Source organism: Rubrivivax benzoatilyticus JA2 = ATCC BAA-35 (assembly GCF_000190375.1).
GTDB lineage: Bacteria > Pseudomonadota > Gammaproteobacteria > Burkholderiales > Burkholderiaceae_C > Rubrivivax > Rubrivivax benzoatilyticus.
Genome location: NZ_AEWG01000086.1, coordinates 1 through 22476 on the forward strand (window position 1 = coordinate 1; position 22476 = coordinate 22476).

Consider the following 22476-nt stretch of genomic DNA (forward strand, 5'->3'; position numbering starts at 1 on the left):
GGCGCGCTGCCGCCGGCCGGGCGACGGCGGCGCCGGCGGCGTTTCTTGGCGGGCGCGGCATCGGCCGGGGCATCGTCTTCGGCAGCCTCGGAAGGCGCAGGCGTCGCCGCCGCGGCGGCGGCCACGGTGCTGCCGGCGGGCACGCGGTGCACACGCTTGGACGCCGGCTTGAGCTCGGCCAGCATCGCCTCGCGCTCGTCGTCGTCGCCGAGGTGGAAGTCCTCCCACCACTCGGCCAGCGCCGGGTCGATCTCGCCGACGTCGGCGCGCAGGCGCAGGAAGTCGTAGCCGGCGCGGAAACGCGGCTGGGCGACCAGCGAACGCGCGGCGGCCGGCGTGCGCCGCTCGAAACGCGGCTGCATCAGCCAGATCTCGCGCATGTCGGCGGCCAGCTTGCCGCGGCCGGAGATGTCGCCGATGCGCGCGTCGAAGACCGCGTCGACGGCCTGCTGCAGCGCCGCGAACGGCGCCTCGCCGCCGGCCTGGATCGCCGCCCAGCGGTCGAGCACGTCGTGCCAGAGCATCACCGCGAGCATGAAGCTGGGCACGACGGCGCGGCCGTCGTTGACGCGGGCGTCGGTGTCCTCGAGCGCGTAGCGGATGAACTCGTCGCGCTTGGGGTGGCGGGCATCGGCGCGGAAGGCGGCGTCGAGCACCGGGAACACGCCCTGGTCCAGGCCCTGCTTCTTCAGCTCGGCCAGGCTCTTGAGCGCATGGCCGGTCTGCAGCAGCTTGACCATCTCGTCGAACATGCGCGACGGCGGCACGTTGTTCAGCAGCGCGGCCATCTTGCGCATCGGCGCGCGCGTCGCCGGCTCGACCTCGAAACCCAGCTTGGCGGCGATGCGCACGACGCGCACGATGCGCACCGGGTCCTCGCGGTAGCGCGTCTCGGGGTCGCCGATCATGCGCAGCACGCGGGCGCGCGAGTCGGCCAGGCCGCCGTGGTAGTCGACGACGACCTGCGTCGTCGGGTCGTAGTACATCGCGTTGATCGTGAAGTCGCGGCGCGCCGCGTCCTCGATCTGCGGGCCCCAGACGTTGTCGCGCAGCACGCGGCCGCTGGCGTCGACGACGACACGCTGGTCGGCGATCTCGCCGCGCGCCGTCTTCTCGTTGCCCTTGACCTGCTCGGCCGCGGCGGCGTCGAAGTAGGCACGGAAGGTCGAGACCTCGATGACCTCGTGCTCGCGGCCGCGGCCGAAGATCACGTGCACCAGGCGGAAACGCCGGCCGATGATGAAGGCGCGGCGGAACAGCGCCTTCACCTGCTCGGGCGTGGCGTCGGTGGCGACGTCGAAGTCCTTGGGCCGCAGGCCGACGAGCAGGTCGCGCACCGCGCCGCCGACGATGTAGGCCTCGTGGCCGGCATCCTTGAGCGTGCGCACGACGCGCACCGCGTTGTCGTCGAGCAGCCGCGGGTCGATGCGATGCTCCGCGGCGGGGATCTCGACACGCTGGCCGAGCGGGATCGCCGGCAGGGCGGGCGGCGCCTCGGGCGCGGGCGACTTGCCGAGCAGGCGGTCGATGAATTTCTTGATCATGCGAAGAGGTCCAGGATCGGCCAGCCGCGCTGCAGGGCCACGGCCCGCAGCCCGTCGCCGGGGTTGGTGGCCACCGGGTGGCTGACGAGTTCGAGCAGCGGCAGGTCGTTGGTCGAATCGCTGTAGAAGGTGCTGCGCTCGAAGTCGGCCAGCGTGCGGCCGGCGTCGGCCAGCCACTGCCGCACCCGCGTGATCTTGCCATCGCGGAACGACGGCACGCCGCGGATCGCGCCGGTGGCGCGGCCGGAGGCGTCGCGCTCGAGTTCGGTGGCGATCAGCGTGTCGACACCGAACAGCGAGGCGATCGGCCGGGTGACGAAGTCGTTGGTCGCGGTGACCACGGCCACCAGATCGCCGGCATCGAGGTGGCGGCGCACCAGGTCCACCGCCGCCGGGTGCAGCGAGGGCCGGGCGTACTCGTCGATGAAACGTGCCTGGGCGGCGGCGATCTCCGCCGGGTCGCGGTCGCGCCAGGGCGAGGTGCAGAAGCGCACGTAGGCGTCGATGTCGAGCCGCCCTTCGAGGTACTGGGCATAGAACTCGTCGTTGCGGCGCTTGAACTCGCCGCCGTCGGCCCAGCCGATGCGCACCAGGAACTCGCCGAAGGCGTGGTCGGAGTCGGTCGGCAGCAGCGTGCCGTCGAGGTCGAAGAGCGTCAGGTTCAAAGCGGGTCGCCTTCTTCGGCCAGCATCGCGCGCACCAGCGGCACGGTGATCGTGCGCGAACGCGACAGCGAAAACTCGTCGAGCCGGTCGAGCAGGGCCATCAGGTGTTTCAGGTCGCGCGGGAAGCGCGTCAGCAGGTGGTCCATCACCTCGTCGGTGAGGCGGATGCCGCGGCGGTCGCTCTCGCGGCGCAGCGCGGCGCGGGTCTCGGACTCGCCCAGCGGCTGCATCGCGAACACCGGGCCCCAGCCCAGGCGCGTGCGCAGGTCGTCGCGCAGCGGCAGGTCCACCGGCGGCAGGCGGCCGGCGCAGGCCATCTGCACGCCTTCGGTGGCGGCCTCGACGAACAGCGTGAAGGCCGACTGCTGGCCGGCGGCGTCGAGCTCGTCGCAGCGGTCGATGACCACGAGCGACCAGTCGGCGGCCAGTTCCCACGGGCAGGGGCGTGACGGGTCGAACCAGCCGACGCGCTGCCCGGCCTGCTGGCAGGCGTGGGCCAGGCCGCGCAGCAGATGCGTCTTGCCGCTGCCCGAAGGGCCCCAGAGGTAGACCGGCGCGGTCGGCATCGGCAGGCGGCGCAGGTGTTCGAGCGCACGCAGGTTGGCTTCGCTGCCGGGCAGGAAGCTCTCGAAGGTGGCGAGCGGGTCGAAGCCGATCGCCAGCGGGATCTGCTTCATCCTGGAAGTCATGTCAGTGCAGGGTCGGCCGGCGAGGGCCGTTCAGTTGGGCGAGCCGCGCGCGCAGCGCAGGCGCGTCGGCGGCGTCGGGACAGTGGATGAGATAGTCGGACAGGTCGCGCACGGCCTGCTCGTGGTGGCCGAGCTCGGCGTGCGCGAGGCCGCGGTCGCGGCGCTCGCTCCAGTCCTCGGGCAGCAGGATGACCAGACGCTCGAGCACCGCGAGCAGGCGCAGGGGGTCGCCGGCGCTGCGGTGGATCTCCTTCAGGTTGCGCAGCAGCCGGGCGAGGATCTCGCGCGGCGCGGCGGTCTGCAGGAACAGGCCCAGCGGCACGTCGAAGTCGCCGACGAGGCCGTGACGCTGGCGGTACGGCAGCAGCCGCTCCTCCAGTTCCTCGCGCGACAGCGAGCGGCCGCTGAACGGGTCGAGCACGACCTCGCCGCGCGGCAGCGTCAGCTTGACGAGGAAATGCCCCGGGAAGGACACCCCCGCCGCCGGCAGCCCGAGCTGCGCCGCCAGCTCGAGGTACAGCAGCGCCAGCGTCACCGGGATGCCCCGGCGCGTGCGCAGCACCTCGGCCAGCGAGCTGTTGCGCGGGTCGTAGTAGTCGTTGACGTTGCCGGCGAAGCCGAGCTCGTCGAAGAAGTAGCGGTTGAGCATGCGCAGCTTGTGCACCGGGCCGGCGTCGGCCGGCAGGCGGCGGCGCAGGCGATCGGCGAGCTCGTCGATCTGCGCCAGCACGGCCTGGGCGTCCTGCTCGGGATCCAGGTCCTGCGCCACGGCGACAGCCGCCTCGACGACCGAGAGGCTCGCATCCTCGGCCACGAGAGCGGCGAAATACTGCAGCGCCGTCGGCGGCTCGAAATTCAGCGGTCCAGCCATCGGTCGCCAGTGTAGGTCAGCCACGGCGCACGAACTGCCGCAGCTTCAGCCCGGAAGCGGCCAGCAGCGCGAAGTAGCCCGCGGCCACCGAGGCCAGCACCAGCGCCATCCAGCCGGCGCGCTGGCCGTAGTGCGACTGCAGGCCGATCCAGTCGATCGTGCGCGCCGCCCAGACCAGCGCCGCACCGAGCGCGGCACAGGCCAGGCCGACGCGCAGCGCGAAGCCGCCCCAGCCCGGCCGCGGCGTGTAGACGCCCTTCTTCAGCAGCCCGAAGAGCAGCAGCCCGGCGTTGAGCAGCGCGCCCAGGCCGATCGACAGCGCCAGCCCGGCGTGGCCGATCAGCGGCACGAACAGCGCGTTCATCAGCTGCGTGCAGACGAGCACCAGCACCGCGATCTTCACCGGCGTGCGCGTGTCCTGGCGGGCGTAGAAGCCCGGCGCCAGCACCTTGATGGCCACCAGCCCCATCAGGCCGACGCCGTAGCCCATCAGCGCATGCACGGTCTGCGACACGTCGCGCGCGTCGAAGGCGCCGTAGTGGAACAGCACCGCGACCAGCGCCTTCGGGAAGACGATCAGCGCGATCGCGCAGGGCAGCGCCAGCATCACCACCAGCCGCAAACCCCAGTCGAGCATGTCCGAATAGGCCTGGGCGTCCTCGCGCCCCTTGGCCGCCGCCAGCTGCGGTAGCAGCACGACGCCCAGCGCCACGCCCAGCAGCGCCGTCGGGAACTCCATCAGCCGGTCGGCGTAGGTCAGCCAGGACACCGCGCCGACCCCGACGTGCGAGGCGATCTGGGTGTTGATGACCAGCGAGATCTGCGCCACCGACACGCCCAGCAGCGCCGGCCCCATCAGCGTCAGCACGCGGCGCACGCCGGGGTGGCGCCAGGCCGCACGCAGCCGCGCCGGCGTCAGCCCGATGCGCGGCATCAGCCCCAGCCGGCGCAGCGCCGGGACCTGCACCGCCGCCTGCAGCACGCCGCCGAGCGCGACGCCGCCAGCCAGCGCGAGCACCGGCTCCAGGCCCCAGCCCGCCATGCGCGGCGCCAGCAGCGCCGCCGCGGCGATGACCGACAGGTTCAGCAGCACCGGCGTCATCGCCGGCACCGCGAAACGCTTCCAGGTGTTCAGGATGCCGGCAGCCAGCGCCACCATCGACATGAAGCCGATGTACGGGAACATCCAGCGTGTCATCAGCACCGCGAGGTCCAGGCGCTCGAGCCCCGAGGCCATGAGCCAGACCAGGATCGGCGCGCCGGCGACGCCGAGCACGCAGGTCGCCAGCAGCACCCAGGCGAGCACGGTGGCCACCGAGTCGATCAGCGCGTGCGTCGCCGCGTCGCCCTCCTTCTCCCGCGTGGCCGCCAGCAGCGGCACGAAGGCCTGCGAGAACGCGCCTTCGGCGAAAAGCCGGCGGAACAGGTTGGGGATGCGGAAGGCGACGTTGAACGCGTCGGTCGCGGCGCTGGCGCCGAAGAAGCCGGCGATCAGCTGGTCGCGCACGAGGCCGGTGACGCGCGAGGCGAGCGTCAGCAGCGAGACGGTGGAGGCGGCCCGGAGAAGGTTCACGGGGGGACGACGATGGGGCGCTAAGGCCCGAAGCCGGGTCGGCCCGCATTATAGGCAGCGCAAGCACCGGGCTGGCGGACAGGCCGAAGGAGTGCTATACTCGACGGTCTTTGCACCACCCGAACCGCCAAAGAACCGCATGGCCACCTCGTCCAAAGCCAAGAAGAAGACCGTCCGCCTCGCTTCGGGCCGCAAGCGCGCCCGTCAGGACGTCAAGCTCAACGCGCACAACTCGTCGCTGCGTTCGCGTTTTCGCACCGTCGTGAAGAACGTGCAGAAGGCCGTCGTCGCCGGTGACAAGACCGTCGCCACCGACACCTTCAAGTCCGCGCAGAGCGTCATCGACTCGGTCGCCGACAAGGGCATCTTCCACAAGAACAAGGCTGCCCGCCTGAAGAGCCGCCTGGCCGCCAAGGTCAAGGCGCTGGCGCTCGCCGCCTAAGACGGTTTCTCGGGTGTTGAACGAAGGGCCTGCGCAAGCAGGCCCTTTTGTTTTGGCGCGGCGAGAACAGCGCCGACGCCTTCAGCCCGCCGCCGCGCCCGGCTCGCAGTCGACGACCTGCAGCTCGTTGTCGCGCGCGAAGTTCATCACGAAGTCCCAGGCCATCGGCTCGATGTCCTTCAGCGCCTCGCTGACGAAGACGCACTTGACGCCGTCGACGAGGCGCGGAACGCAGTACGGGGAGTAGCCGATGTGGGCGCCGATCGCGCTGCCGCGCGGGCGGAAACTGGACATCGCGCCGGCCAGTCGTTCGGCCCAGTCGCTCGGGCGGAAGGTGCGACCGGCGGTCGTGAGCCCACGGATATACAGCCTGCGCGGCGTCTTCGTTTGGATCTGCGTCATCGGCAACGCAAGATTGTGCCCGCATTCGCTCGCCGACTCTTGCGATCGGCTTACGCCGCCAGCCCCGGAATCGGCACCCCGGGTCGCCCCTTAGAATCGAACGCCCGACCGGCGCCCGACCTCGCGCAACTGCGTCGAAGTCCTGGCGCCGGTCTTCGTTTTCGCCTTCTGGAGCGACAAGGAACCTCGATGACCGCTGCCCCTGCCCCCTCCGCGCCGATGCCGCACGTGATGAACACCTACGGGCGACTGCCCGTCGCGCTGTCGCACGGGCGAGGCTGCCGAGTCTGGGACACCGAGGGCCGCGAATACCTCGACGCGCTGGCCGGCATCGCCGTCAACACGCTGGGCCATGCGCACCCGTTGCTGGTATCGGCGCTGCAGGAGCAGGTCGGCCGGCTGATCCACACGTCCAACTACTACCAGGTGCCGCTGCAGGAGACGCTGGCCGCGAAGCTGTGCGAGCTGTCGGGCCTGGACGTCGCGTTCTTCTGCAACTCGGGGCTGGAAGCCAACGAGGCGGCGCTGAAGATCGCGCGCAAGTTCGGCCACGACAAGGGCATCGAACGGCCCGAGATCATCGTCTACGAGCGCGCCTTCCACGGCCGCTCGATCGCCACGCTGTCAGCCACCGGCAACCCGAAGGTGCAGGCCGGCTTCGGCCCGCTGGTCGACGGTTTCGTGCGCGTGCCGCTGAACGATCTGGCCGCCGTCGAAGAGGTCGCGCGCACCAACCCGAACGTCGTCGCCGTGTTCCTCGAGACGATCCAGGGCGAAGGCGGCATCAACCCGGCGCGCAGCGAGTACCTGCAGGGCCTGCGCCGCATCTGCGACGAACGCGACTGGCTGCTGATGCTCGACGAGGTGCAGTGCGGCATCGGCCGCACCGGCCGGTGGTTCGCGCACCAGTGGGCCGGCATCCGCCCCGACGTGATGCCGCTGGCCAAGGGCCTGGGCTCGGGCGTGCCGATCGGCGCCGTCGTCGCCGGCCCGCGTGCGGCCACCGTGCTGGGCCCGGGCAACCACGGCACGACCTTCGGCGGCAACCCGCTGGCGATGCGCGCCGGCGTCGAGACGCTGCGCATCATGGAGGAGGACGGCCTGCTGGCGAACGCCCACGCGATGGGCGAACTGCTGCGCGCCGAACTCCAGCGTGCGCTGGCGGGCACCGCCGGCGTCGTCGAGTTCCGCGGCCAGGGCCTGATGCTGGGCATCGAGCTCGACCGTCCGTGCGGCGTGCTGATCGGCCGCGCGGCGGAGGCCGGACTGCTGATCAGCGTCACCGCCGACCGCGTGATCCGGCTGCTGCCGCCGCTGATCGTCACCGCCGACGAGGTGCACGAGATCGTCGCCCGCCTCGCCCCGCTGGTCCAGGCCTACCTGTCCGAAGCATGAAACCGGGTTACTCGCTGATGAAGCACTACCTCCAGTTCAAGGACCTCCGCGCCGAGGAGTACGCCTACCTGTTCGAGCGCGCGCGCATCATCAAGACGCGCTTCAAGAACTACGAGAAGTACCAGCCGCTGGTCGACCGCACGCTGGCGATGATCTTCGAGAAGGCCAGCACGCGCACCCGCGTCAGCTTCGAGGCCGGCATGTACCAGATGGGCGGCTCGGTCGTGCACCTGACAACCGGCGACAGCCAGCTCGGCCGCGCCGAGCCGATCGAGGACAGCGCGCGCGTCATCAGCCGCATGGTCGACATCGTGATGATCCGCACCTTCGAGCAGGCCAAGATCGAGCGCTTCGCGGCGCACTCGCGCGTGCCGGTCATCAACGGGCTGACCAACGAGTTCCACCCGTGCCAGATCCTGGCCGACCTCTTCACCTACATCGAGCACCGCGGCTCGATCGAGGGCAAGGTCGTGGCCTGGGTCGGTGACGGCAACAACATGGCCAACACCTGGCTGCAGGCGGCCGAGATCCTGGGCTTCACGGTGCACGTCAGCACGCCCGGCGGCTACGAGGTCGACCCGGCGCTGGCCGGCATCCGCGACAGCGGCTGCTACAAGGTCTTCGCCGACCCGCGCGAAGCCTGCCGCGGCGCGCACCTGGTGACGACCGACGTCTGGACGAGCATGGGCTACGAGGCCGAGAACGAGGCCCGCCGCACGGCCTTCGCCGACTGGTGCGTCGACGCCGGCATGATGGCCGCCGCCCAGCCCGACGCGCTGTTCATGCACTGCCTGCCGGCGCACCGCGGCGAGGAGGTCAGCGCCGAGGTCATCGACGGGCCGCAGTCCGTCGTCTGGGACGAAGCCGAGAATCGAATGCACGTGCAGAAGGCACTGATGGAGTACCTTCTGCTCGGCCGGATCGGCTGAGACGCCGCCGGTCCGGGGTCAGGTCTCGCACGCAGGTCCGGGGTCAGGTCTCGCAAGACCTGACCCCTTCATCCTAGACCTGCCCCCTCCATCCTCTTCACCCAGCGGATGGAACAAGGGCCGGCTTTCGCCGGCCCTTTTGCTTGCTCAGCCGCCGCGGATCGAGTCGCGGGCGTGCTGGTCGCGCGCCTTGCCGAGCGTCGAGTCGACGACCCGCAGCAGCTTGTCCAGCGCGCCGGTGAAGGCGTCGGCAACCCGCTGCGCGTCGTGGCTGGCGGCCACCGGCTGGCGGCCGGCCAGGCGTGCCTCGAGCGTGCAGCGCTTGTCGGCGTCGCCGGCGCGCGAGGCGTTGACGTCGGCGAGGTGCACCTCGACCCGCGTGACGATGTCGCCGAAACGCTCCAGCTTGGCCTTGATCTCGCGCTCGGCCCAGGCGGTGAGCGTGTCGTCGTTCTGAACGTGGTTGTCGGTGTTGACCTGGACTTGCATGCGTCTTTCTCCTCGTGGGTCGGGCCGGCGCGGCGGCCGGCGTCTCGGGCGCGGCGGCTAGCCGCGCACGAACATCGTCACCAGCGGCTCGTCGCCGACCTGGCGGCTGCGGTGACCGTGCAGCGCGGGGTCGAACGTGGCGCCTTCGGGCAGCACGTCGGCCGAATAGAAGTGCTCGCCGGGACCGAAGACCCGCGACGTGCCGTCCTGCAGGCCGATCTCCATCGCCCCGCGCAGCACGACCAGCCATTGCGGCGTCGTCGTGCAGTGGAACGTGCTGGCAAAGCCCACCGGACTCTCGCGCAGCTGCACGCCGGCAGCCGGCAGCAGCGGCGACAGCCGCGCCGCGGGCGTGCCTTCGCTCAGCTCGACGGGCTCGTCGCGAAAGCGCGCGCGGCCGTCGGTGTCGGTGTAGAGAACGGTCTTCGTGAAGATGGCCATGCCCCATTGTGGTCCCGCGGCCGCCACAATCGCCGGCACCCCAGCCCGACAGGAGGTTACCCATGGACCGCATCGCGCTCGTCACCGGCGCCGGCAGCGGCATCGGCCAGGCCTGCGCGGCGGCGCTGCTGGCCGACGGCTGGCAGGTCGTCTACGCCGGCCGCCGGCTCGACCGCCTCGAAGCGGCGATCGCCGCGACCGGCGAACACGCCGCACGCGCCCAGGCCGTGGCCTGCGACGTCGCCGACGAAGCCTCGGTCGCGGCGCTGTTCGACACGGTGCGCACGCGCCACGGCCGGCTGGACCTGCTGTTCAACAACGCCGGCGCGTTCCCGCCGACGGCGACACCCGACGAGCTCGGCGCCGGCGCCTGGCGCCAGGCCGTCGACGTCAACCTCAACGGCGCCTTCTACTGCCTGGCCGCGGCCTTCGCGCTGATGCGCAGCCAGCAGCCGATGGGCGGGCGCATCATCAACAACGGCTCGATCTCGGCGCACGCGCCGCGGCCGGGCTCGATCGCCTACACCGCGACCAAGCACGCCATCACCGGCCTGACACGCGCCGCAGCACTCGACGGCCGCGCCTTCGACATCGCCGTCGGCCAGATCGACATCGGCAACGTCGAGACCGACATGACCGAGCGCATGGCGCGCGGCGTGATGCAGGCCGACGGCAGCCTGCGCGCCGAGCCGCGCATGGCGATGGACGCGGTGGTCCAGACCTTCATCGCGATGGCCCGCCTGCCGCTGTCCGCCAACGTGCTGTTCAGCACCGTGATGGCGACCAAGATGCCGTTCGTCGGCCGAGGCTGAGTGCACGCGCGGGGCTGAAACCGGGCCGTAACCCGCTTTTCGACCAAACCGCTACAGTCGTCCGCATCACCGCCCCATCGGGTGCGGCTGCCGGCGGCCACCCCTCGCCGGTGGTGGCATCCGCGTCCTCCGATGAAACTGCTGCGACACGGCCCCAAGGGCCATGAACGCCCCGCCGCGCTGGATGCCGACGGCCGGGTGCGAGATCTCTCCTCCCTGCTCGTCGACATCACGCCGGCCGTGCTGACGCCGGCCTCGCTGCAGCGGCTGCGCGGCATCGACCTGGCCTCGCTGCCCGAGGTGCCGCAGCAGCGCCTGGGCGTGCCCTGGGCCGGCATGGGCAAGTTCGTCTGCATCGGCCTGAACTACGCCGACCACGCCGCCGAGGCGGGCATGCCGATCCCGGCCGAGCCGGTGGTCTTCATGAAGCCGACCAGCGCCGCCGTCGGCGCCGAGCACCCGGTCGTGCTGCCGATCGACGCCACCAAGGGCGACTGGGAAGTCGAGCTCGGTGTCGTCATCGGCAGCACCGCACGCTGCGTCGACGAGGCTGACGCGCTGGCGCACGTCGCCGGCTACTGCGTCGTCAACGACGTCTCCGAACGTGCGCTGCAGCTCGAACGCGGCGGCACCTGGGACAAGGGCAAGGGCTGCGACACCTTCGGCCCGGTCGGCCCCTGGCTGGTCACCGCCGACGAGATCGCCGACCCGCAGGCGCTGGACCTCTGGCTGGACCTGAACGGCCAGCGTGTGCAGGCCGGCAACACGCGCACGATGGTCTTCGGCGTCGCCAAGCTGATCGCCTACCTGAGCCGCATCATGACGCTGTACCCCGGCGACCTGATCAGCACCGGCACGCCGCCGGGCGTCGGCATGGGCATGAAGCCGCCGCGTTTCCTGCAGCCCGGCGACACGATGCGCCTGGGCGTCGCCGGCCTCGGCGAGCAGCAGCAGAGCGTGCACGCCTGGAACCCCGAGCTGGTCGACGCCTGACCCTCGGCCGCGGGTGCCGCCCGCGGCGTTTCCCGGTTGCGCAAGAGCCGCGCCGCAGGGGATGATCGTCGGTCCCCGCGCGCGGCCAGCCGGCTGTCAGCCGGCGCGGGCACGATCCGCCACCGCCCGATGAAGTACGCGATCCTGACCGACCTGCACGCCAACCGCGAAGCGGTGGAAGCCGTGCTCGCGCACGCCGCCGGCCAGGACGTCGAGCGCTACGCGCTGCTCGGCGACTTCGTCGGCTACGGCGCCGACCCGGCCTGGGTCGTCGACCGGGTGCGCGAGCTGGTGCGCGCCGGCGCCGTCGCGGTGATGGGCAACCACGACCAGGCGGTGGTGCGCGGCCCGTCGCCGACGATGCGGCCCGACCCGCGCTATGTCGTCGAATGGACCCGCCAGCAGCTGGGCGTCGATCAGATCGACTTCCTGGCCTCGCTGCCGCTGGAGCGCCGCGAAGGCGAGCTGCTGTTCGTGCACGCCAACGCCTGGGCACCGGCCGAATGGGGCTACATCCAGGGCCGCAGCGAGGCCGTGCGCAGCATGGGCTCGACGGCCGCACGCATCACCTTCTGCGGCCACATGCACGAGCCCCAGCTGTACCACCTGTCGACGGTCGGCAAGGCCGGCGACTTCACGCCGACGGCCGGCATGCCGATCCCGCTGCTGCCGCCGCGCCAGTGGCTGGTCATCCCCGGCTCGGCCGGCCAGCCGCGCGACGGCGACCCGGCGGCCTGCTACGCCACCTTCGACGACGCCAGCGCCGAGCTGACCTACTGGCGCGTGCCCTACGACACCGAGACCGCCGGCGCGAAGATCCGCGCCGCCGAGCTGCCGCAGCGTCTCGCCGACCGCCTGGCCGATGGGCAATAGGCCGGCGCGCGTTGCACCGGCGGCGCTCGCGGCCGGCCAGGTCATCGACGGCTTCCGCCTCGAGGAGCGCCTGCACCAGGGCGGCATGGCGCACCTGTGGCGCGTGGTGCGTGTCGACGCCAACGGCGAGCCGGTGGCCGAGACGATGCCGCTGATCATGAAGGTGCCGCGCATCAAGGGCGGCGAAGACCCGGCGTCGATCGTCGGCTTCGAGGTCGAGCAGATGATCCTGCCGGCGCTCGCCGGCCCTCACGTGCCGAAGTACGTCGCGCGCGGCGACTTCACGCACGCCGCCTACCTGGTGATGGAGCGCATCGACGGGCCCTCGCTGCGCGCCCGGCTCGACGAGGCGCCGCTGCCGGTCGACGAGATCATCGAGATCGGCTCGCGTGTCGCCACCGCGCTGCACGACCTGCACCGCCAGCACCTGGTGCACCTGGACGTCAAGCCGAGCAACATCCTGCTGCGCCCGGACGGCACCGCGGTGCTCGTGGACTTCGGCCTGTCGCGCCACGACAAGCTGCCCGACCTGCTCGAAGAGGAGTTCGCGCTGCCGATGGGCACCGCGCCGTACATGTCGCCCGAGCAGGTGCAGTTCGTGCGCAGCGACCCGCGCAGCGACCTGTTCGCGCTCGGCGTCATGCTCTACCACTTCACCACCGGCCAGCGCCCGTTCGGCTCGCCGGAGAGCGTGCGCGGGCTGCGCAAGCGGCTCTACGTCGACCCGGTGCCGCCGCGTGCGCTGCGCCCCGACTGCCCGCCCTGGCTGCAGGAGGTCATCCTGAAGTGCCTGGAGGTGCGCCCCGAACGCCGCTACCAGAGTGCCGCGCAGCTCGCGCTGGACCTGCAGAACCCCGGCCAGGTGACGCTGACCGCACGTGCCGCACGCAGCCGCCAGAGCGGCGCGGTCAAGGTCTTCAAACGCTGGTTCTTCGCGCTCGGTGCCGAGTCCAGGTCGACGGCGCGCCTCGGCGCGGCCAGCCAGGTGGCCAAGAGCCCGATCGTCGTCGCCGCGGTCGACATCGACCACGCCACGCCCGAGCTGCTGGAGAAGATGCAGGACGCCGTGCGCCGGATCCTCGTCACCGAACCCGGCGCGCGCCTGGCCTGCGTCGGCGTGATGCGTGTCGCGCGCATCGGCCTGGACGACCTCGTCGACGCCGACGGCCAGAGCCGCCACGTCAAGCAGCTCGTCGGCCTGAAGCACTGGGCGCGGCCGCTGTCGCGCCAGGTCGAGCTCGACGACGGTCGCCTGACCTTCCACGTGCTCGAGGCGCCCGACGCCGCCGCCGCGCTGCTCGATTTCGCCGAGCGCAACCAGGTCGACCACATCGTGATGGGCGCGCGCGGCGCCGGCGCGCTGCGGCGCTACCTGGGCAGCGTCAGCTCGCAGGTCGTCGCGCGGGCCGACTGCACCGTGACGGTGGTGCGCGTTTGAACCCCTGCCTGACCTGCGGCGCCTGCTGCGCGAGCTGGCGCGTCGACTTCGACCGCGACGAATGGGGCGGTGCCGGCGGCATGGTGCCCGAGACGCTGGCCGAGGAGATCACCTCGCGCCTGTGCCGCATGCGCGGCACCGACCGCACGCCGCCGCGCTGCGCGGCGCTGGTCGGCAGCGTCGGCGTGCAGGCCTCCTGCGCGATCCACGAATGGCGGCCCTCGCCCTGCCGCGAGTTCGGCGCGCGCGCCAACCTCGGCATCGGTGACGACGCCTGCGACGCCGCGCGCCGCCGCCACGGGCTGGCGCCGCTGAACCCCTGAAGACGATGCACGCACCGCGGATCTGGGACCTCTCGCCACCGCTGCAACCCGGCAGCCCCGTCTTCCCCGGCGACGCGCCCTTCCACGCCGAGTGGGTGGCGCGCATCGGCCCGGGCTGCCCGGTCAACCTGCAGACGATCACCTTGTCGCCGCACACCGGCGCACACGCCGACGCGCCGCTGCACTACGACGATGCCGGCACGCCGGTCGGGCTGCTCGACCTCGAGCCCTACCTCGGCCGCTGCCGCGTGATCCACGCCATCGGCGCCGCACCCGTGGTGCGCTGGGCGCAGCTGCAGCACGCGCTCGACAAGCTGCCGCCACGCGTGCTGGTGCGCACCTACGCCCGCGCGCCCGACGCCTGGGACCCGGCGCTCGCCGGTTTCGAGCCCGAGGTGCTGGAGCGCCTGGCCGACCTCGGCGTGCGCCTGGTCGGCATCGACAGCGCCAGCGTCGACCCGGCCGACAGCAAGACGCTGGACGCGCACCAGGTGCTGCGCCGGCGCGGCCTGCGCGTGCTCGAGAACCTCGTGCTCGATGCCGTGCCCGAAGGCGACTACGAGCTGATCGCCCTGCCCCTCAAACTGGTCGCCGCCGACGCCTCGCCGGTGCGCGCCATCCTCCGAGAACTGCCATGACCCGAGACGACGCCCTGGCGCTGGACGCCCACGACCCGCTGGCCCCGCTGCGCGAGTTGTTCGCGCTGCCGCCCGGCACGATCTACCTCGACGGCAACTCGCTGGGCGTGCTGCCGAAGGCGACGCCGGCGCGCGTCGCCGAGGTCGTCACCGGCGAATGGGGCAGCGGGCTCATCGGCAGCTGGAACCAGGCCGGCTGGATCACGCTGCCGCAGCGTGTCGGCGACAAGATCGCGCGCCTGGTCGGCGCCGCGCCGGGCGAGCTGGTGGCCGCCGACTCGACCTCGGTCAACCTCTACAAGGTGCTGGCCGCGGCGCTGGCCATCGTGCGCGCCGACGCGCCGCAGCGCACGCGCATCGTCAGCGAGCGCAGCAACTTCCCGACCGACCTCTACATCGCCGAGTCGCTGGCCGCCGAGCGTGGGTTCGAGCTGGTCCTGGTCGACACGCCCGAGGCGATCCCGGCGGCGCTGGACGAGCGCTGCGCCGTGCTGATGCTGACCCACGTGAACTACCGCACCGGGCGTTTGCACGACATGGCGGCGCTGACCCGCGCCGCACACGCCGCCGGCGCGCTGGCCGTCTGGGACCTGGCGCACAGCGCCGGCGCGGTGCCGGTGGAGCTGAACGCCGCCGAGGCCGATTTCGCGATCGGATGCGGCTACAAGTTCCTCAACGGCGGCCCCGGCGCGCCGGCCTTCGTCTGGGCCCACCGCCGCCACGCCGGCCGCTTCGCCCAGCCGCTGTCGGGCTGGATGGGACACGCGGCGCCGTTCGAGTTCACGCCCGGCTACCGCCCGGCGCCGGGCATCGCGCGCTACCTCTGCGGCACGCCGGCGATCCTGGCGCTGGCGGCGCTGGAGTGCGGCGTCGACACCGTGCTCGCCGCCGAGCCCCTCGGCGGCATGGCGGCACTGCGTGCCAAGTCGCTGGCGCTGACGCGGCTGTTCGCCGACGAGGTGCGTGTGCGCTGCCCGCAGCTGGTGCAGGTCTCGCCGCAGGCCGACGGCGAACGCGGCAGCCAGGTCTGCCTGGCGGCGCGCGACGAGCCGGCGCTGGCCTACGCCACCGTGCAGGCGCTGATCGCGCGCGGCGTCATCGGAGACTTCCGCGCGCCCGACATCCTGCGTTTCGGCTTCACGCCGCTGTACCTGCGCCACGTCGACGCCTTCGACGCCGCGGTGCAGCTGGCCGAGGTGCTGGAGCGTGGCGAGTGGCGCCGGCCCGAGTTCAACCGGCGCCAAGCGGTGACCTGACACGAAATCCGGCCTGGATCAGGGTTTTCCCTAGGCTTAAAGCCGGAACAGAGCCTAAAGCACCGCGTTTTTCTGCCGATAGGCCCGACATGGGACCGCTTTCGCAGATCGACCGGAGCACGACGACGTTGAAAGACGCCGGCGTGTCGGTGCGTTCGGTGACGCCGGTCTCGGAAGTCGACACCGGCAGCGGCTCGGTGCGTGTGCGGCTGCGCGAACACCGCCAGACCGGCGACGCGACGGTCGACCAGGCGCTGGCCTCCAGCAGCCAGGCGGTGATGCGCACCGTCACCTACAGCTTCAACGAGGTGCCGGCGGCGTCGGCCAGCGTCGAGCAGCAGCAGTCGCGCAGCGCGTCGGACCGCCAGCGCGTGCGCGAGGCGCTGAACTACTACGCCACCGTCGCGCAGGTGAAGTTCGTCGAGGTGGGTGCCGGCGGCGACCTGCAGTACGCGGTGACCGCCGCGCCGTCACCCGCCCAGGTGCAGCAGCCCCGCAGCAGCGCCGAGACCCAGACCGACGATCCGGCCCGCGACGAGCGCCGCGATGCCGAGACCGCGGCCGCGCAGCAGCAGGCCACGGCCGAGGCGGCGACCAAGGTCCGGCAGTCGCAGCAGACCGACGACCTGCTCGGCCTGAACCTGCCCGACCCCGACGGCCTCGGCGGCCAGCCGGTCATCGGCTGAACGGCGCAAGGCCGTCCGTGCGGGCAGCGGCAGCGGCGGGAGGCGGCTCCTAGAATGCCGCGATCCCTCCTGGAGTACCTCCCCCCATGGACACCCGCACCTCCCCGGTCCGCCTGCGGATCGAACGGACGCGTGACGCGCTCGCCGCCGCCGGCGCCCACGCGCTGCTCGTACCGTCGTCCGACCCGCATCTCTCCGAGTACCTGCCCGAACGCTGGCAGGGCCGCCAGTGGCTGTCCGGTTTCACCGGCTCGATGGGCACGCTGGTCGTCACCGTCGACCGTGCGGCGCTGTTCGCCGACAGCCGCTACTGGGAACAGGCCGAAGCCGAGTTGCAGGGCAGCGGCATCGCCCTCGAACGCATCCCGACCGGCAACGCCTCGGCGCACGTCGACTGGCTGGCGGCGCAGGTGCCGGCCGGCGCCAGCGTCGTCGTCGACGGCCAGGTGCTGGGCCTGGCCGCGGCCAAGGCGCTGCGTGCCGCGCTCGAGCCCAAGGGCGTGACGCTGCGCACCGACCTCGACCTGCTCGAGCAGATCTGGCCCGATCGCCCGGCGCTGCCGGCCGCGCCGGTCGGCGAGCATCCGCAGCCCTATGCCGCCGTGCCGCGCAGCGCCAAGCTGGCGACGCTGCGCGAGGCGATGGCGGCCGCCGGCGCGACGCAGCACTTCGTCTCCACCGTCGACGACATCGCCTGGATCACCAACCTGCGCGGCCAGGACGTGCCCTACAACCCGGTGTTCCTGGCGCACCTGCTGGTCTCGGCCGAGCGCGCGACGCTGTTCATCGGCGACGGCAAGATCGCGCCGGACCTGGCCGAGCGTCTGGCCGCCGACGGCTTCACGCTGGCGCCCTACGCCGGCGCCGGCGACGCGCTGGCCGCGCTCGCCGAGACCGAGACGCTGCTGCTGGACCCCAAGCGCGTGACGCTGGGCCTGCGCGAGCGCGCGCGCTGCGCGGTCGTCGAGAAGATCAACCCGAGCACGCTGGCCAAGAGCCGCAAGACCGCCGAGGAAGCCCAGTTCACGCGCGAGGCGATGGCCGAGGACGGCGCCGCGATGTGCGAGTTCTACGCCTGGTTCGAAGGCGCGCTGGGCGACGAGCGCATCACCGAGCTGACGATCGACGAGAAGCTGGCCGCCGCACGTTCGCGCCGGCCGGGCTCGATGGGCCCGAGCTTCGGCACGATCGCCGGCTTCGGCCCCAACGGCGCGATGCCGCACTACCGCGCCACCGAGGAGGCGCACGCCGTCGTCGAGGTCAAGCCCGGCGAAGGCACGCTGCTGCTGATCGACAGCGGCGGCCAGTACTTCGGCGGCACGACCGACATCACGCGCGTCTGGCCGATCGGCACGCTGACGCCGGCGATGAAACGCGACTACACGCTGGTGCTCAAGGGCACGATCGCGCTGTCGCGCGTGCGTTTCCCGCGTGGCACGCCGGGCCCGATGCTCGACGCGCTGGCGCGTGCGCCGCTGTGGGCCGAGGGCATCGAATACGGCCACGGCACCGGCCACGGCGTCGGCTACTGCCTGGCGGTGCACGAAGGCCCGCAGACCATCAGCAAGGCCGTCGTCGAGCCGCAGATGGCGATCGAGCCGGGCATGATCACCTCGATCGAACCCGGCATCTACCGCCCCGGCCAGTGGGGCGTGCGCATCGAGAACCTGGTGCTCGCGGTGCCCGCGGCCACCGCCGAGGACGGCCGCTTCGGCGAGTTCCTCGAGTTCGAGACGCTGACGCTGTGCCCGATCGACACGCGCTGCATCGAGCGCAGCCTGCTGCGCGCCGACGAGATCGACTGGCTCAACCGCTACCACGCGACGGTGCGCGAGCGCCTGGCGCCCAAGCTCTCGGGTGCCGCGCTGGCCTGGCTGAAGGCGCGCACCGAGGCGATTTGATCCGTCGCCCTGCCCGCTGATCCGACGGCGCCGAAATGGCGCCGTTTTGACGTGCGACGAAAGGTCTTGCCGCCACGCGGCAGACCTCGCGGCTAGCATGGGCTCGTGACCATCCCCCACGGCAGCGCGGCGCCCGCCGCGTGGCTGGCCAGCGCCACCGGGCTCGTCGGCCGCGAGATCGACCGGCGCTGGGCCGGCCCCGGGCCGCTGGTCCGCCTGACACGGCGGCCGCTGCCGGCGCGTGCCGGGCGCGTCAACGTCCGGGTACCCGACTTCCTCGCCGCCGCCGCCTTCGCCGCGCTGCCGCCGGCCGAGACCGCGTTCTGCGCCCTGGGCACGACCCGCGCCGCGGCCGGCTCCGACACCGCCTTCCGCGCCGTCGACCTCGACGCCGTGCTCGCCTTCGCGCGCGCCGCGCGTGCCGCCGGCGTGCGCCGCTTCGCGCTCGTCTCGGCGCTGGGCGCCGATGCCGCCTCGTCCAACCTGTACCTGCGCACCAAGGGCGAAGCCGAGGCCGCGATCGAGGCGCTGGGCTTCGAGACGCTGGTCGTCGCCCGCCCTTCGCTGCTGCTCGGCGACCGCGGCACGCTCGGCCAGCCGCCGCGCCCCGGCGAAGCGCTGGCGCAGCACCTGTCGCGGCCGCTGGCCGGGTGGATCCCGGCGCGCTGGCGCCCGGTGGCCGCGGCCGACGTCGCCGCGGCGCTGCTGCACACGATGGCGGCCCCGGCACCGGGCCTGCATCGTCTCGAATCGGCCGCGCTGCAGCCCGGCCGTCCCGTCCCCCGCTGAAGAGAAAGAACGACGACATGGACCTGCACTTCCTCGGCGCCGCCGACAGCGTGACCGGCTCGCGCCACCGCGTGGACCTCGGCGGCCAGCGCCTGCTGCTCGACTGCGGCCTGTTCCAGGGCTTCAAGGTGCTGCGCGAGCGCAACTGGCAGACGCCGCCGCAGGCCCTGCTCGACGCCGAGGCCGTGGTGCTGAGCCACGCCCACATGGACCACAGCGGCTACCTGCCGGCGCTCGTCAAACACGGCTGGAAGGGCCGCATCTACGCCTCGCCCGCGACCTGCGCGCTGGCCGAGGTGCTGCTGCTGGACAGCGCCAAGCTGCAGGAGGAGGACGCGCGGCGCGCCAACAAGTTCGGCTACTCGCGCCACGAGAAGGCGCTGCCGCTGTACACGCGTGCCGACGCCGCGCGCGCCATCCAGCGCCTGACGCCGGTGGACACCGGCTCGGCGTTCAAGGTCGGCAGCGTCGCGGTGACGCTGACCCCGGTCGGCCACCTGCTCGGCGCCTGCGCGGTGACGCTGGACTGCCGCGGCGAGCGCCTCGTCTTCTCCGGCGACGTCGGCCGCAGCGTCGACCTGCTGATGCCGCCGCCGCAGGCGCTGCCCGAGGCCGACGTGCTGCTCGTCGAGTCGACCTACGGCAACCGCGCCCACGAGCAGGAGGATGTCGCCGCGCGCCTGGGCGAGATCGTGCGCGAGACGGTGCGCCGCGGCGGCTCGGTGCTGATGCCGACCTTCGCCGTCGGCCGCGCGCAGGCGCTGATGGTCGTGCTGCACCGCCTCAAGCGCGCCGGCCAGATCCCCAAGGACCTGCCGATCTTCCTCGACAGCCCGATGGCGGTGCAGGCCACCGAGCTGTACCGCCGTTTCGCCAAGGTGCTGCGCGTGAAACCCGCCGAGCTGAAGGCCGCCTGCGAAGGCGTGCGCATGGTCGAGACGCCGCAGCAGTCGATGCGCCTCACCTCGCACCGCTTCCCCTGCGTCATCCTGTCAGCCAGCGGCATGGCCACCGGCGGGCGCGTGCTGCACCACCTGAAGGCGATGGCGCCGTCGCCGCAGCACCACGTCGTGTTCCCCGGCTTCCAGGTCGGCGGCAGCCGCGGCGCGCGGCTCGTGGCCGGCGCCACCGAGGTCAAGATCCACGGCGAGTACGTGCCGGTGCGCTGCGAGGTCAGCCACCTCGAAGGCTTCTCCGGCCACGCCGACAGCGACGAGCTGATGGACTGGCTGCGCACGACACCCAAGGCGCCGCGCCAGACCTTCGTCGTGCACGGCGAACCCGACGCCGCCGACGCGCTGCGCGTGCGCATCCGCGACGAGCTGGGCTGGGCGGCGCGTGTGCCGCAGCACGGCGAGCAGGTCAGCGTCTAGGCGATGGGCCTCGACACCGCCTCCGCGCCGCTCGCGCTGGGCCTGCTGTCGGCGCTCGGCGGCGGGCTGCTGATCGGCCTGGAGCGCGAGCGCCGCAAGGGCAGCGGCCCCGACCGCGAGCCCGCCGGCATCCGCAGCTTCACGCTGGCCGCGCTGGCCGGCGCCATCGCCCAGGCGCTGGACGAGCCGCTGCTGGTGGCCTGCGGCGGCCTGGCGGTGCTGGCGCTGGCGGCGGTGGCCTACTGGCGCAGCCAGATCGTGCAGCGCAGCCCCGACCCGGGCATGACGACCGAGCTGGCGCTGTTCGTGACCTACCTCGTCGGCGTGCTGTCGATGCAGCAGCCGCCGGTGGGCGGCGGCGCGGCGGTCGTCATCGCGGTGCTGCTGGCGGCGCAGGCGCGGCTGCACCGCTTCGCGACGCGGGCGCTCAGCGAGGCCGAGCTGCACGACGCGCTGCTGCTGGCGGCGCTGGTGCTGGTCGTGCTGCCGCTGCTGCCGGCCACGCCGGTGGCCTGGCTCGGCGGGCTGCAGCCGCGCACGCTGGGGCTGCTGGCGACGCTGATCCTGGTGCTGCAGGCCGGCGGCCACGTCGCGCTGCGGCTGTTCGGCGCCACCGCCGGCATGGCCTTGTCGGGGCTGCTGTCGGGCTTCGTCTCCAGCACCGCGACGATCGCGTCGATGGGCACACGCGTGCGCGCCGAGCCGGCGCTGGCGCGGGCCTGCGAAGCCGGCGCCGTGCTGTCCACGGCCGCCACCTGGGTGCTGGGGCTGGTCATCCTGACGGCGACCTCGCCGCCGCTGGCGGCGATGCTCGTGGTGCCGGCCGTCGTCGGCATCGCCGTCGCCGGGGCCGGCGGGCTGTGGCGCGCGCGCGGCGCGCGCGGCACGGCGCCCGAGTCGTCCAAGGCCGGGCCGCTGCGCCCGCGCGAGGCGCTGCTGGTGGCCGTGCTGCTGGCCGGTGCGTCGCTGGGCGTCGGCTGGGCGCAGCGGCACTTCGGCGATGCCGGTGTGCTGGCCGGCGCGGCACTGACCGCGGTGGCCGACGCACACGCCGCCTGCGCCGCGCTCGGCGCGCTGGCCGGCGAGGGCCGGCTGGAACTGCAGGCCGCGGCTTACGGCGTGCTGGTGGCGATCACGACGAACTCGGTGACGCGCTCGATCACCGCCTTCGTCGCCGGCGGGCCGAAGTTCGGCGTCACGATCGCCGGCTCGCTGGCGGCGTCGACCGGCGCGGCCTGGGCGGCGTGGTGGGGCGTCAGCCGGCTGGCCGGCGCCTGATCAGACGAACACGCCTTCGCGCAGCCACTTCGTCGCCACCCACTTCTCGCCGTCGAGCACCGGTGCACCGCCGTGCAGCGTGCGGGTGGAGGCCAGCGGGCGCTCGTAGCTGAAGAAGACGGCGTTGCCCTTGATCGGCTGGACCTCCAGCCCGACCTCGGGGAAGGTCGTGGCGCCGCCGCCGGCCGGCGTGTTCAGGTAGATCACGACGGTGCCGACACGCTGGCCGCCGCGGCGCAGGATGTTCGCCGTGCCCGGGTGCGCCGGGTCGAAGAAGTCGTGGTGCGGTTTGTACTGCGCGCCGGGGCGGTAATGCAGCACCTGCAGGCCCTCGCCGCGCTCCACCGGCCAGTGCACCAGCTCGGCGATGCGGCGCTCGATGCGCTCGATCAGCGGCGTCTCGCCGCGCTCGAAGAACATGCCGTCGCTGGTGCGCGCGGCGTTGACCTCGCTGCCGCCGGTCGAGTTGTCCACCGTCTCCGAACGCAGCAGCCGCGGTTGCGCCAGCGCGACGAGTTCGTCGCACTCCTGCTCCGACAGCAGGCCGCCGAAGACGACGACGCGCGGCAGCGCCATCGTCGCCAGCACGTGCACCTCGCGGTCGCCGGCACGCAGCACGCCGGGGGCGCCGGCCAGCGCCGGCTCGGGCACGGACGCGGCGCCCGCGGGCGCCGGG

General features: G+C 72.7%; 24 protein-coding genes. 15 read left to right on the plus strand and 9 right to left on the minus strand.

The features are described from left to right. The 5 genes from pcnB to murJ form a co-directional block, all read right to left on the minus strand. The coding region (pcnB, locus tag RBXJA2T_RS10595) for a polynucleotide adenylyltransferase PcnB (protein WP_009857360.1) at nucleotides 1-1544 on the minus strand (1544 nt) is incomplete at its 3' end. Beyond that, entirely contained in the window at nucleotides 1541-2209 is a 669-nt protein-coding gene (locus RBXJA2T_RS10600; RefSeq protein ID WP_009857361.1) for a histidinol-phosphatase, read from the minus strand. The genes RBXJA2T_RS10600 and pcnB, both read right to left, overlap by 4 nt. Further along, entirely contained in the window at nucleotides 2206-2886 is a 681-nt protein-coding gene (locus tag RBXJA2T_RS10605; protein ID WP_009857362.1) for an HdaA/DnaA family protein, read from the minus strand. Before RBXJA2T_RS10605 ends, RBXJA2T_RS10600 begins: the two co-directional genes overlap by 4 nt. Before the next feature lie 13 nt (nucleotides 2887-2899). Continuing rightward, nucleotides 2900-3769, minus strand: a complete 870-nt coding sequence (locus tag RBXJA2T_RS10610) for a SirB1 family protein (protein ID WP_009857363.1) — start codon at nucleotides 3767-3769, stop codon at nucleotides 2900-2902. A gap of 16 nt (nucleotides 3770-3785) precedes the next feature. Continuing rightward, entirely contained in the window at nucleotides 3786-5342 is a 1557-nt protein-coding gene (gene murJ, locus RBXJA2T_RS10615; protein WP_009857364.1) for a murein biosynthesis integral membrane protein MurJ, read from the minus strand. Between the two features lie 139 nt (nucleotides 5343-5481). On the opposite strand from murJ, the gene rpsT reads away from it, so the two are divergent. After that, nucleotides 5482-5784, plus strand: coding sequence for a 30S ribosomal protein S20 (gene rpsT / locus RBXJA2T_RS10620; RefSeq protein WP_009857365.1), 303 nt, complete (start codon nucleotides 5482-5484; stop codon nucleotides 5782-5784). 81 nt (nucleotides 5785-5865) lie between these two features. Here rpsT and RBXJA2T_RS10625 read toward each other — a convergent pair whose 3' ends face one another. Further along, on the minus strand, nucleotides 5866-6186 hold the full coding sequence (locus tag RBXJA2T_RS10625; protein WP_009857366.1) for a DUF3579 domain-containing protein: 321 nt from the start codon (nucleotides 6184-6186) through the stop codon (nucleotides 5866-5868). 189 nt (nucleotides 6187-6375) lie between these two features. Between RBXJA2T_RS10625 and RBXJA2T_RS10630 the strand changes: the two genes are divergently transcribed. Next, complete coding sequence (locus tag RBXJA2T_RS10630; protein ID WP_029718780.1) at nucleotides 6376-7581, plus strand: aspartate aminotransferase family protein; 1206 nt, start codon at nucleotides 6376-6378, stop codon at nucleotides 7579-7581. Next, entirely contained in the window at nucleotides 7578-8510 is a 933-nt protein-coding gene (gene argF, locus RBXJA2T_RS10635) for an ornithine carbamoyltransferase (RefSeq protein WP_029718782.1), read from the plus strand. The genes RBXJA2T_RS10630 and argF overlap by 4 nt, the downstream gene beginning before the upstream one ends. A 147-nt stretch (nucleotides 8511-8657) precedes the next feature. Here the strand turns inward: argF and RBXJA2T_RS10640 are convergent, their stop codons facing one another. Next, nucleotides 8658-8999 carry an HPF/RaiA family ribosome-associated protein gene (locus RBXJA2T_RS10640; RefSeq protein ID WP_009857369.1) on the minus strand — a complete coding sequence of 114 codons (342 nt, stop codon included), beginning with the start codon at nucleotides 8997-8999 and terminating at the stop codon, nucleotides 8658-8660. Nucleotides 9000-9056: 57 nt separating this feature from the next. Beyond that, nucleotides 9057-9440 carry a cupin domain-containing protein gene (locus RBXJA2T_RS10645; protein WP_009857370.1) on the minus strand — a complete coding sequence of 128 codons (384 nt, stop codon included), beginning with the start codon at nucleotides 9438-9440 and terminating at the stop codon, nucleotides 9057-9059. 62 nt (nucleotides 9441-9502) lie between these two features. Here RBXJA2T_RS10645 and RBXJA2T_RS10650 point away from each other — a divergent pair, with 62 nt between their 5' ends. From RBXJA2T_RS10650 to RBXJA2T_RS10705, 12 genes are all read left to right on the plus strand, one after another. After that, complete coding sequence (locus tag RBXJA2T_RS10650; protein WP_009857371.1) at nucleotides 9503-10252, plus strand: SDR family oxidoreductase; 750 nt, start codon at nucleotides 9503-9505, stop codon at nucleotides 10250-10252. A gap of 132 nt (nucleotides 10253-10384) precedes the next feature. Continuing rightward, the gene (locus tag RBXJA2T_RS10655; protein WP_009857372.1) at nucleotides 10385-11245 is read left to right on the plus strand and encodes a fumarylacetoacetate hydrolase family protein; all 861 of its coding nucleotides are present in this window, start codon (nucleotides 10385-10387) and stop codon (nucleotides 11243-11245) included. 129 nt (nucleotides 11246-11374) lie between these two features. Then, nucleotides 11375-12118 carry a metallophosphoesterase family protein gene (locus tag RBXJA2T_RS10660; protein WP_009857373.1) on the plus strand — a complete coding sequence of 248 codons (744 nt, stop codon included), beginning with the start codon at nucleotides 11375-11377 and terminating at the stop codon, nucleotides 12116-12118. Then, nucleotides 12108-13556, plus strand: a complete 1449-nt coding sequence (locus RBXJA2T_RS10665) for a serine/threonine protein kinase (RefSeq protein ID WP_009857374.1) — start codon at nucleotides 12108-12110, stop codon at nucleotides 13554-13556. Before RBXJA2T_RS10660 ends, RBXJA2T_RS10665 begins: the two co-directional genes overlap by 11 nt. Continuing rightward, entirely contained in the window at nucleotides 13553-13879 is a 327-nt protein-coding gene (locus RBXJA2T_RS10670; RefSeq protein WP_009857375.1) for a YkgJ family cysteine cluster protein, read from the plus strand. Before RBXJA2T_RS10665 ends, RBXJA2T_RS10670 begins: the two co-directional genes overlap by 4 nt. 5 nt (nucleotides 13880-13884) lie before the next feature. Further along, nucleotides 13885-14517, plus strand: a complete 633-nt coding sequence (gene kynB, locus RBXJA2T_RS10675; protein ID WP_009857376.1) for an arylformamidase — start codon at nucleotides 13885-13887, stop codon at nucleotides 14515-14517. Next, complete coding sequence (gene kynU, locus RBXJA2T_RS10680) at nucleotides 14514-15773, plus strand: kynureninase (protein ID WP_009857377.1); 1260 nt, start codon at nucleotides 14514-14516, stop codon at nucleotides 15771-15773. The genes kynB and kynU overlap by 4 nt, the downstream gene beginning before the upstream one ends. A gap of 89 nt (nucleotides 15774-15862) precedes the next feature. Continuing rightward, nucleotides 15863-16459, plus strand: a complete 597-nt coding sequence (locus tag RBXJA2T_RS10685) for a hypothetical protein (RefSeq protein ID WP_009857378.1) — start codon at nucleotides 15863-15865, stop codon at nucleotides 16457-16459. Between the two features lie 86 nt (nucleotides 16460-16545). Continuing rightward, entirely contained in the window at nucleotides 16546-18360 is a 1815-nt protein-coding gene (locus RBXJA2T_RS10690) for an aminopeptidase P family protein (RefSeq protein WP_009857379.1), read from the plus strand. 105 nt (nucleotides 18361-18465) lie between these two features. Then, entirely contained in the window at nucleotides 18466-19149 is a 684-nt protein-coding gene (locus tag RBXJA2T_RS10695; protein WP_009857380.1) for an NAD(P)H-binding protein, read from the plus strand. A gap of 17 nt (nucleotides 19150-19166) precedes the next feature. After that, nucleotides 19167-20522: an MBL fold metallo-hydrolase RNA specificity domain-containing protein gene (locus RBXJA2T_RS10700; protein WP_009857381.1), complete on the plus strand. Its 1356-nt coding sequence runs from the start codon at nucleotides 19167-19169 to the stop codon at nucleotides 20520-20522. Between the two features lie 3 nt (nucleotides 20523-20525). Further along, complete coding sequence (locus RBXJA2T_RS10705) at nucleotides 20526-21800, plus strand: MgtC/SapB family protein (RefSeq protein WP_009857382.1); 1275 nt, start codon at nucleotides 20526-20528, stop codon at nucleotides 21798-21800. Here RBXJA2T_RS10705 and RBXJA2T_RS10710 read toward each other — a convergent pair. Then, nucleotides 21801-22476: 2OG-Fe(II) oxygenase (locus tag RBXJA2T_RS10710; RefSeq protein ID WP_009857383.1), on the minus strand; the 676-nt coding region annotated here is incomplete at its 5' end. It abuts the gene before it with no gap.

Excerpts from the sequence above, each read along its gene's own strand:
- RBXJA2T_RS10685 (WP_009857378.1), top strand. The coding sequence starts at position 15,863 with ATGGGACCGCTTTCGCAGATCGACCGGAGCACGACGACGTTGAAAGAC.
- RBXJA2T_RS10705 (WP_009857382.1), top strand. The coding sequence starts at position 20,526 with ATGGGCCTCGACACCGCCTCCGCGCCGCTCGCGCTGGGCCTGCTGTCG.
- argF (WP_029718782.1), top strand. The coding sequence starts at position 7,578 with ATGAAACCGGGTTACTCGCTGATGAAGCACTACCTCCAGTTCAAGGAC.
- RBXJA2T_RS10610 (WP_009857363.1), bottom strand. The coding sequence starts at position 3,769 with ATGGCTGGACCGCTGAATTTCGAGCCGCCGACGGCGCTGCAGTATTTC.
- RBXJA2T_RS10605 (WP_009857362.1), bottom strand. The coding sequence starts at position 2,886 with ATGAAGCAGATCCCGCTGGCGATCGGCTTCGACCCGCTCGCCACCTTC.
- RBXJA2T_RS10625 (WP_009857366.1), bottom strand. The coding sequence starts at position 6,186 with ATGACGCAGATCCAAACGAAGACGCCGCGCAGGCTGTATATCCGTGGG.
- kynU (WP_009857377.1), top strand. The coding sequence starts at position 14,514 with ATGACCCGAGACGACGCCCTGGCGCTGGACGCCCACGACCCGCTGGCC.
- RBXJA2T_RS10700 (WP_009857381.1), top strand. The coding sequence starts at position 19,167 with ATGGACCTGCACTTCCTCGGCGCCGCCGACAGCGTGACCGGCTCGCGC.
- rpsT (WP_009857365.1), top strand. The coding sequence starts at position 5,482 with ATGGCCACCTCGTCCAAAGCCAAGAAGAAGACCGTCCGCCTCGCTTCG.
- RBXJA2T_RS10650 (WP_009857371.1), top strand. The coding sequence starts at position 9,503 with ATGGACCGCATCGCGCTCGTCACCGGCGCCGGCAGCGGCATCGGCCAG.
- RBXJA2T_RS10655 (WP_009857372.1), top strand. The coding sequence starts at position 10,385 with ATGAAACTGCTGCGACACGGCCCCAAGGGCCATGAACGCCCCGCCGCG.
- RBXJA2T_RS10660 (WP_009857373.1), top strand. The coding sequence starts at position 11,375 with ATGAAGTACGCGATCCTGACCGACCTGCACGCCAACCGCGAAGCGGTG.
- RBXJA2T_RS10665 (WP_009857374.1), top strand. The coding sequence starts at position 12,108 with ATGGGCAATAGGCCGGCGCGCGTTGCACCGGCGGCGCTCGCGGCCGGC.
- RBXJA2T_RS10640 (WP_009857369.1), bottom strand. The coding sequence starts at position 8,999 with ATGCAAGTCCAGGTCAACACCGACAACCACGTTCAGAACGACGACACG.
- kynB (WP_009857376.1), top strand. The coding sequence starts at position 13,885 with ATGCACGCACCGCGGATCTGGGACCTCTCGCCACCGCTGCAACCCGGC.
- RBXJA2T_RS10630 (WP_029718780.1), top strand. The coding sequence starts at position 6,376 with ATGACCGCTGCCCCTGCCCCCTCCGCGCCGATGCCGCACGTGATGAAC.
- RBXJA2T_RS10645 (WP_009857370.1), bottom strand. The coding sequence starts at position 9,440 with ATGGCCATCTTCACGAAGACCGTTCTCTACACCGACACCGACGGCCGC.
- RBXJA2T_RS10690 (WP_009857379.1), top strand. The coding sequence starts at position 16,546 with ATGGACACCCGCACCTCCCCGGTCCGCCTGCGGATCGAACGGACGCGT.